Annotated in this window: 9 protein-coding genes; 3 read left to right on the plus strand and 6 right to left on the minus strand. The window is 66.7% G+C overall.

Annotated elements, in window-relative coordinates; genetic code table 11:
- A partial coding sequence (locus tag ABW137_RS37125) for a hypothetical protein (protein WP_526408203.1) occupies positions 1 to 230 on the minus strand: 230 nt, incomplete at its 3' end.
- A gap of 335 nt (positions 231 to 565) precedes the next feature.
- Between ABW137_RS37125 and ABW137_RS37130 the strand changes: the two genes are divergently transcribed.
- The 3 genes from ABW137_RS37130 to ABW137_RS37140 are packed head-to-tail and all read left to right on the plus strand — an operon-like array spanning position 566 to position 4286.
- A complete protein-coding gene (locus tag ABW137_RS37130) occupies positions 566 to 1138 on the plus strand; it encodes a (2Fe-2S)-binding protein (protein WP_526408205.1) in 573 nt (190 codons plus the stop codon).
- 5 nt (positions 1139 to 1143) lie between these two features.
- Positions 1144 to 2121, plus strand: coding sequence for an FAD binding domain-containing protein (locus ABW137_RS37135; protein WP_526408207.1), 978 nt, complete (start codon positions 1144 to 1146; stop codon positions 2119 to 2121).
- Positions 2118 to 4286: a xanthine dehydrogenase family protein molybdopterin-binding subunit gene (locus ABW137_RS37140; RefSeq protein WP_526408209.1), complete on the plus strand. Its 2169-nt coding sequence runs from the start codon at positions 2118 to 2120 to the stop codon at positions 4284 to 4286. The genes ABW137_RS37135 and ABW137_RS37140 overlap by 4 nt, the downstream gene beginning before the upstream one ends.
- A 35-nt stretch (positions 4287 to 4321) precedes the next feature.
- On the opposite strand, the gene ABW137_RS37145 is transcribed toward ABW137_RS37140, so the two are convergent.
- From ABW137_RS37145 to ABW137_RS37165, 5 genes are all read right to left on the minus strand, one after another.
- Positions 4322 to 5164, minus strand: coding sequence for a DeoR/GlpR family DNA-binding transcription regulator (locus ABW137_RS37145; RefSeq protein ID WP_526408211.1), 843 nt, complete (start codon positions 5162 to 5164; stop codon positions 4322 to 4324).
- Positions 5155 to 5994, minus strand: a complete 840-nt coding sequence (locus ABW137_RS37150; RefSeq protein WP_526408212.1) for an alpha/beta fold hydrolase — start codon at positions 5992 to 5994, stop codon at positions 5155 to 5157. Before ABW137_RS37150 ends, ABW137_RS37145 begins: the two co-directional genes overlap by 10 nt.
- Positions 5991 to 6845, minus strand: coding sequence for a sugar phosphate isomerase/epimerase family protein (locus tag ABW137_RS37155; RefSeq protein ID WP_526408214.1), 855 nt, complete (start codon positions 6843 to 6845; stop codon positions 5991 to 5993). Before ABW137_RS37155 ends, ABW137_RS37150 begins: the two co-directional genes overlap by 4 nt.
- The gene (locus ABW137_RS37160) at positions 6842 to 7888 is read right to left on the minus strand and encodes a Gfo/Idh/MocA family protein (protein ID WP_526408216.1); all 1047 of its coding nucleotides are present in this window, start codon (positions 7886 to 7888) and stop codon (positions 6842 to 6844) included. Before ABW137_RS37160 ends, ABW137_RS37155 begins: the two co-directional genes overlap by 4 nt.
- A partial coding sequence (locus ABW137_RS37165; RefSeq protein WP_526408218.1) for an ROK family protein occupies positions 7885 to 8751 on the minus strand: 867 nt, incomplete at its 5' end. The genes ABW137_RS37160 and ABW137_RS37165, both read right to left, overlap by 4 nt.

Below are 8751 nucleotides of genomic sequence, written 5' to 3' on the forward strand. Positions count from 1 at the left end.
GCGGGCATGCGCACACCGAGTTCGGCTGCGCGACCGCAGAAGTCGAGCTCGACCCGAATCGACGACTCGGTGGGCGGCTCGTCGAAGATCTCCTTGAGCGCGTAGCGCGTCGAGCCGACGTCGACGCGCCAGATCTGGCCAAGCGCACCCCGCGGCCCCTGGCTGACGTCGACGTCGCCATGCCAGCCGAACGCCACGCGGGCCTGGGCGACGAGGTCGGCGACGCTCACGCAGTCAGTATGAGCCGAGCAGTCTCCCGAGAGCTGGGGACCCGCCCGGGTCGACTGCGGTCGCAGCTGTGCCATCGGGGCCATCGGGCCTATCGGGGCCATCGGGCCTATCGGGGTTCGACCTGGAGTTCGAGGCCCGCGTTCGATCCTCGATGGGTGAAGCTATGCGTTCTCTATGCGTCTGCGCGAGGTCACAGGCAACGGACCTACTGTGGGTGGGGACCTTGTCGACGACGCGCACGGCAGCCCCCGTGCGGTAGGGAAAGGCCGACCTAGTGGACTGCGAAGTGCGTGGCGAAGATCGATCCTCCTCGGATCGCGAGACCTGGTCGTGGATGAACCGCAGAGCGTTCGTGGGTACCACCGTCGCGGTCGGCGGAGTGGTGGCCGCGGCACCCCTGCTGGCCGGCTGCAGCGACGACGACCAGAGCCAGGCCCAGGGCCACACCACGGACGTGAGTCTCCGAATCAACGGCGAGGAGCGACGGATCGCGGTCGACAACCGCACCTCGCTGCTGGACATGCTGCGCGAGCGAGCGGGGCTTCCCGGCACGAAGAAGGGTTGCGATCAGGGCGCCTGTGGTGCCTGCACCATCCTGGTCGACGGCGAGCGGGTGAACTCCTGCCTGACGCTCGCGGTGATGCACGACGGCGCCGAGATCACCACCATCGAGGGCTTGGAGACCGACGGGCGATTGCATCCCCTGCAGCAAGCCTTCATCGACGAGGACGCCTTCCAGTGCGGATTCTGCACGGCCGGACAGATCATGTCAGGGGTCGCCTGCATCCGCGAAGGGCACACCGGATCCCCTGGCGAGATCCGAGAGTGGATGAGCGGCAATATTTGTCGCTGCGGGGCCTACACCAACATCGTCACCGCGGTGGCCAAGACGGCCGACGCCGGGTAGCGGCCGTGTTTCCCTTCACCTTCGCCAAGGCGGCCGACGAGCCGACGGCGCTGGCCGCGGGTGCCACCGGGGCCCGCTACATCGCCGGTGGCACCACTCTGATCGACCTGATGCGCGAGACCGTCGAGCGGCCGGACGCCGTCGTCGACATCAACGCATTGCCATACCGGGACATCGAGCTCGATTCGGCACGGCTGCGCATCGGCGCATTGGTGCGGATGTCCGCACTGGCCAACCATTCCGGGGTGCGGCAGCAGTTTCCCGTGATCGCGCAGGCGTTGGAGCTGAGTGCCTCGGCACAACTGCGGAACATGGCGTCCATCGGTGGCAACCTGATGCAGCGCCCCAGGTGCCTGTACTTCCGGGACGTCACCGCAGCGTGCAATCGCCGCAGCCCCGGCGCGGGCTGTTCGGCGATCCAGGGCCGCAACCGCACGCATGCCATCCTCGGTACCAGCGACGCGTGTGTCGCCACCCATCCCTCCGACCTCGCCGTCGCGCTCCTGGCCCTCGATGCCGTCGCGGTCATCCGAGATACCAATGGCGAGAAGACCGTTCGTCTGGCGGACTTCTTCCGTCAACCGGGAACGCGACCCGATCAGGAGCACAACCTGGGGCCGGGAGCGCTCATCGTCGCCGTCGAGGTGCCGGTGACACCCGAGGCGGCGCGGTCCGGCTACCTGAAGGTCCGGGATCGGGAATCCTACGAGTTCGCGCTGACCTCGGCGGCGGTCGGGATGGACATCCGTGGCGGGGTGGTCCGCAGCGCGCGGGTGGCGGTCGGCGGCGTCGGTACGGTGCCGTGGCGGCTGCCGTCGGTCGAAGAAGCCCTGGCTGGTCAGCGGACGAGTGCACAACTATGGCGGAGAGCCGCGTCGTTTGCCGCCGACGGCGCAAGACCGTTGTCGGAGAACGGGTTCAAGATCGAGTTGGTCAAGCGCACCGTCGAGCGCCAACTGACGACGGTGGCGGCCCTTTCATGAGTCAACCCCTGCCCGCCGCCGGGCTGGTCGCCGGACGGCCGATCACGCGGGTCGACGGACGGCTGAAGGTCACCGGGAAGGCGCCGTACGCCGCCGACCACCCGATCCCCGACGTCGTGTACGCCGTGCTGGTTGGGGCCACCGTGGCGCGGGGAAGCGTGGGGCGGATCGCCGTCGACGCGGCGAAGCGTCAACCCGACGTGATCGAGGTGCTTACCGACTTCGGCGGGGTGACGTTGCCGTACGACCCCCGGCAGGTGGCGTCGTTCGGACAACCGGTGGCGATCGTCGTCGGCACCACCCTGGAGGCGGCCGGTCACGGCGCGTCACTCGTCACGGTCGAGTACGGCGGTGCCGATTCCGTCACCGACATCGATGCGCCAGAAGCAGTTCCGCAGGCGGGCACCAGGACTCGCGACTATGCGCGCGGTGATGCCGATGCCGCGTTGCGGACCGCAGCCGTCGTATCCGACCTGCGGTACACGATCGAGCGCAACAACCACAACTCGATGGAGATCCCCGCGACCATCGCCCAGTGGGACGGCGGCCAACTCACCGTCTGGGACAAGACCCAGGCCATCAGCTCGCTGCGCGCGGCCTACGCCAAGGCCTTCGGAATCTCCGCCGACGACGTGCGAGTGATCTCACCGTTCGTGGGCGGTGCATTCGGTTCGGCAGGCCGGGCCTGGGCGCATCAGTTGCTGGCGGCCTTCGCGGCCAGGCACGTGCGTCGTCCGGTCAAACTGATGCTGACGCGCAAGCAGTTCTACAGCGGCGTCGGATACCGGCCGACCAGCAGGCAGCGGCTGGCCATCGGTGCCGATCGCTCCGGCCTCATCTCGGCGATCATCCACGAGGGGCGGGTCGAGAACTCCCGCTACGGCTCCTACGAGGACGACATCGTCGGCCCGCCGAGGGTTCAGTACAACGCCCCCAACATGCGGTCGACCTATCGAACCGTGCCGCTGGACGTGAACCCGCCCACCTACATGCGGGGACCCGGATCGACGACAGGAGCCTTCGCGCTGGAGTCGGCCATGGACGATGTGGCCCACCAGCTCGGCATCGATCCGATCGAGCTGCGCCGTCGCAACGAGCCCGACCGCGACCACGAAGACGACCTGCCGTTCTCCACCCGGCGGCTCACCGATTGCTTCACCCAGGGTGCCTCGGCATTCGGGTGGTCGCGTCGCAATCCGAGACCCCGAACCGTCCGTGACGGCAATCAACTGATCGGAATGGGCACCGCCGCAGCCATTTACCACACCAATCGCAACAAGTGCTCCGTGCATGCCAGGATCAACGCCGACGGCACCGCCGAGCTCGACACCGCCACCAGCGACATGGGGCCCGGCACCTACACCTCGATGACCCAGATGGCCGCCGACGCGTTGGGGCTGCCGATGAACCGCGTCCGCTTCGACCTCGGCGACTCGCGCATGCCGCCAGCGCCGATCCATGCCGGGTCGATGACCATGGCGAGCGTCGGGTCGGCCGTGCAGAACGCGGGCGCCATGCTGCGGGACCGGCTGGTCAGAACCGCCGTGGTCGATCCCGGTTCGCCGCTGAATGGTCTTGCACCGGAAGCGGTCACCGTCGTCGGCGGCAGGATGTCGGCACGTGCCGACTCGACGAGGGGCGAGACGTACCAGGATCTGTTGCGGCGGCGCGGCTGGCCCAACCTCGAGGCGCAGTACGACTGGTCCCCCGACGACGCCAACACCCGCTATGCCATGAACGCCTACGGGGCCGTCTTCGCCGAGGTCGCGGTGGACGAATCACTCGGCACGGTGCGGGTCCGCGGGATCTATGGATGCTATGACGCGGGCCGGGTGATCAACCCGATGCTGGCGCACAGTCAGGCGATCGGCGGGATGGTGGGCGGCATCGGCATGGCTCTGTTGGAGGCCACCCACCTCGATCACCGCGACGGTCGAATCGTCAACGCCAACATGGCGGACTACCTGGTGCCGGTGAACGCCGACGTTCCCGAGCTCGACGCCGCGTTCGTCGCGGGCGAGGACGTGATCGCCGACCCGATCGGGGTGAAGGGTCTCGGTGAGGTCGTCATCGTCGGCGTGCCCGCAGCGATCGCCAACGCCGTCTTCAACGCGACGGGCAGGCGGGTGACCGATCTGCCGATCACCTTGGAAAAGCTGCTGTAGAGCGCGATTTGGGCTGGCGGACGGTCAGGCCCGCTCTAATTGCCGGCGAGGACGAGTGTTACGTCATTCGCATCGCAGAGCTCGGCGAAGTAGGGCTCGGACTCATCCATGATGACGGTGTCGATGTCAGCGAGTTTGAACACTCCGACGAAGTCCGTGAGACCAAGCTTGCTGTGGTCCATTGGCACGATGGTTCGGCGGGCCTGCTGAAGGATGGCGCGCTTGACGTCAGCCTCGCCCAGATCGGCCACGCTGAACTGGTCCCCCGACAGTCCCGTGACCCCCAAGAATGCCACGTTGACCGTGAACTGTTGAATGGCCTGCAGGGCAAGAGGTCCCACGAAGCTATCGGCTATCGGTCGGTACTGCCCCCCGACGACCGTGCAATGAATCGAGCCGATTGCGCTGAAGGTGCGCGCCACTGGCACGGAGTTGGTCAGCACGTTGAGATTTGCGCCGAAACGTGAGCCCGGCGCCTTCGCTTCGTCCGCGATGGCCTCGGCGATGGCCAAGGAGGTCGTGCCCGCGTCGAGGAAGATGGAATCGTTCTGGCCCAGCATGGGGAGGCAGGCCTGGGCGATCGCCTCCTTCTGGGCGGTATTGGCTGAGCGTCGCGCTTCCACTTCGACTTCGTAGGCGGGTGACCGTGTCGCAAGCGCACCCCCGTGGGTCCGCTTCAGTTTGCGCTCGGTCTCGAGCGCCACGATGTCCTTGCGGATGGTCGGTTGCGTGACTTGCAGCTGCTTCGCAAGTTCGCTCACTTTCACACGCCCGCGAGTGTTCACCAGCTCGACGATGCGGGCACGGCGTTCCTCTGCGAACTCCGGAGGTTGAGACATGGGCGGGAACCTCACTTGCTGCGACGTGGTCATGTCCATGATGTCGCCTTCACCGCGGCCAGCTGAGCGCCGACACGTTCCCGCAGCTTGTCAGTCGTCACGACTGGGTCGTGATCTCGTGGGGGAACCGTCGCGAACGCAGCACCGGGTATCGCGCGACTCCACCTCTGAGCCAGGTGGTACGGATGCACCGGGTCGTTCTTGGTGCCGATGACCAACGTGGGCACCGAAATGGCCGCCAGCTCTTGGGCGGACAAATACGCCCTGTTGCGAGGCACGCTTCGCAGCCGTACCGATCGTTCGACGGCGAGCGGTGCGTCGAACTGACGAAGCAGGCTCTCGCCGCCGAGCGGTGAGATCGCGGCGAGATCGCGAAATTGCCGCGATTCGGCGAACCGTGCGCGCGCGACGACCGGGTCTCCTCCGGCTCCGAGAAGTTCACCGATCTCGGCCATTACGGTCAAGTTCGTTGGCAGCGGCACGTCTGTGAATGCGGGGCGGACGAGAGTGAGGCTTCGCACGGTGAAGTCCTGGTTCAGGGCGGCACGGAGCGCAATCGCCGCACCCATCGATATGCCCACGACGTGCGCGGGTTTGTCCGCCTGCCCCAGCAGGACCATCAGGGCCCGCAGATCGTGGACGAGCGAGTCGAAACGAAAGTCGGCACGTTCTCCGATGACCGAACTCTCACCGTGTGCTCGAATGTCGGGAGCCAGTACTGCGAAGTCGTCGGTGTCGACGTCGGTGATCAAGTCCAGCGGTTGCGTGCGATCCGCACCAAGACCGTGGAGCAATACGAGGACTTCGGGCGCGTCCTCGTTGCTGAGGTGAAATCCTGCCTTCGCCGCGTACTGTTCGTGACTGCTCATGCCACCGCCCGTTCGATCGACGTTCGGAGCAGCGCAATGACCTCTGCGAGTTCGTCCTGCTTCGCGTCTTGAATGATCAGCGGAACGTCGTCGGCGAGGCCATGACGGAGCCGAGCTACCAGCTCGTAGTCCACCACTCCTCGGCCTGCAATCGTCGCGGCCCAGGGGACGGTGTCCTTGGCGTGGACGCAGATCGTTTGGTGCCCGAGCTCGCCGAAGGCTCGTTCGAGCGTGTACCGGTGCTCGCTGGGAGCGACGTTGGTGATGAGATTGGCCGGATCCAGGATGAATCCGATCCGACCGGCGTCGTCCCCCAGCTCTCGCCGAAGTCTCAAGGCGCGGTCGGTGTCGGCGACGGTATTGGCGGGCTCGGGTTCGATGGCCAGCAGAACGCCGCTGTGCTCCGCCGCGGGCAGGAGCGCGTCGAGGCTAGCGCGGAAGTCGTTCCACGCGGACTCCGAGGTGGTATCCGGATGGAACCCCCACATGTCGTCCGGATCCCGCGATCCACTGCAGAGCGTCGCCGCCACGGCACCCGTACCGCCCAATCGTGCGATGAAGTCCGCCGCTCGCGCTGTCTGATCGGTGCGCCGCGACGCGTCGGGGTGAGCGGTGTTGAAGGTGGCAGAAACGCCCCAGAGTGTCAGCCCGGCCGCTACGAGGTCGTCGCCGATTGCCCCGAGGTCATCGGAGCTGACCTCGACTTCCGTTGGGATCGTGGGAAACCCAAACGTGCTGAGGTTCAGTTGTACCTGCGTCAGCGCGTGCGCGTGGAACGCCTCGGCCAGCTGCGTGGCCGTCTGGACGTGGAAGATCCGCGCGAAGGCTCCCATCGGGACCGGGTTGCTCACAGTTGAACCTCCTTGCCTCCCGAGGTGGACGAATCCGCCACGGCTTCGATCCATCGGACTGCGGCGACTCCGTCTTCGGGGGACGGGTCCTCGGGCGTGCCGTTCAAGATGGCCAACGCGAAGTCGTCGGCCTGCCGTTTGTACGCGTCAGTGTCGCCGAAGTGTGGCACCAGAGCGGCGGAATCCCCATCGACGTGCACCTCGACTTCGCTGGCGAGCTTGAAGAAGGGAAACCGGGTCCGGATGCGGATGTGGCCCGTGGCCCCGTAGATGTCGGCACCTTCGGCGTAGACACCGTGGACGGCGGCAGCGACCTCGAACGAGACGAGCCCACCGTGATCACGGAGTCCGGCGACGCCCTTCCACGAGTAGTCCTCCCCGACGCGTCCGACGCGCGCGGTCACCCACGTTCCCGGCCCAGCGAGGTACGAGATCTGGTCGAAGAGGTGAGCGCCGTGCGTGGTCAGGAGATACCGTTCGCGGTCTGCCTTGAACGTGTTCTCGACTTGGCGCACCCGCGCGTCGACGACGGTGTCGGGGAACAGGGTCGTCTCCACGGGAGCGCGATCTGCCATGACCCGATACCAGCACGAGATCGAGAGGATCTCACCGATCCGGTCGACGTGTTCCTTGGCAAACGCGATTCCCGGGTCGTGTCGCTTCATGGCTCCCGTCTGCAATTTCAGCCCGAGGCCGGTGGCCAACTCCGCAAGCTCCCGGGCTTGCTCGCTGGTCTGCGCAAGGGGCTTCTCCATGAGGACGTGTTTGCCTGCCGTGAGTGCTTGCTTTCCGAGCTGGTAGTGGAAGCGGTCGGGGGTGGCGATGAGGACCGCGTCCACCGCAGGGTCGGCGAGCAACGTGGCGGTGTCCGTGTAGCCGGTGATGCCGTATCTGTCTGCCACTCCGTGCGCCAGCGCGGGGCTGGGGTCGCTGACGGCAATCAATTCGACGTAGCGGGTCTTTGAGAACACGGGCAGGTGCGCGACCTGGGTGATCCGACCCGCCCCGACTACCCCGAGGCGTACCTTCCGGTCAGTGTTCATACGTGTCCCTTTCTGAGGTGTGGGTGGGGACTTTCCGAGGGATGGGTGGAGCGGCGCTGCGCAAGCCGTCCGACGCCGATGGCTGCGGCGAGCGGGCCGACGGGATCGGCGAGGACGCGAGGGGCGGGACGCGCTAGCGGAAATGGGAGTTGCTCGGCGATGCGATCCGTGATCGCAGGCACGAGAAAGTCAGCGGCGTGGTGTCCGAACCCGCCCGAGATGTAGATGACGGCGGGGTCGAACGCCGGGATCAACCGGGTCAGGACGGTGCCGATGGCCTCGCCCGCCGAGTGGAGGATGTGCACCGCCCCGGGGTTGCCTGCCCGCGCTGCCTCGACGACGTCCTGGGCACGCACGGCATTCGGGTGCTTGCCGGGCAATCCCAACGTTCGCCCCCGCGCCGCGACTGAGGTGCCGCTGGCGAATAGTTCGAGGCATCCACTGCTGCCGCAGGGGCATGGGTGCAACCCCGCCGGCTCGACGGGAACGTGGCCGAGTTCGGCGGCGAAGCCGAAGGAGCCCTCAATGACCCTGCCCCCGAAGGAGAGTGCGCCACCGACCCCAGTTCCTAGCGCAAGGAGGATGGCCGTTTCTCTGGGGTCGATGTCGGTCTGAATTCCCAATAGAGTTGCGTTGGCATCGTTTTCGATGATCACCTCGACCCCGGCGAGCTCCGAGAGAGTGGCAGCCAGAGGGGCGGCGTGCAGGTCGAGCAGTGCACTGTGAACGAGTTCCCCCGTGGTCCGGTTCACCAGGCCCGCCGCGGCAACTCCAACGGCAACGGGACCGGGGGTGCCGGATGTCAGTTCGGTCACTAGTGCCGCGAGAGATGCGACAGCACCCGACGCCGTGCCGTCGTGAGG

The organism is Mycobacterium sp., assembly GCF_040509115.1.
Taxonomy (GTDB): domain Bacteria; phylum Actinomycetota; class Actinomycetes; order Mycobacteriales; family Mycobacteriaceae; genus Mycobacterium.

Bases quoted from the DNA above. Each gene is read 5' to 3' on its own strand.
- ABW137_RS37130 (WP_526408205.1), top strand. From the start codon at position 566: ATGAACCGCAGAGCGTTCGTGGGTACCACCGTCGCGGTCGGCGGAGTG.
- ABW137_RS37140 (WP_526408209.1), top strand. From the start codon at position 2,118: ATGAGTCAACCCCTGCCCGCCGCCGGGCTGGTCGCCGGACGGCCGATC.
- ABW137_RS37145 (WP_526408211.1), bottom strand. From the start codon at position 5,164: ATGGACATGACCACGTCGCAGCAAGTGAGGTTCCCGCCCATGTCTCAA.
- ABW137_RS37150 (WP_526408212.1), bottom strand. From the start codon at position 5,994: ATGAGCAGTCACGAACAGTACGCGGCGAAGGCAGGATTTCACCTCAGC.
- ABW137_RS37160 (WP_526408216.1), bottom strand. From the start codon at position 7,888: ATGAACACTGACCGGAAGGTACGCCTCGGGGTAGTCGGGGCGGGTCGG.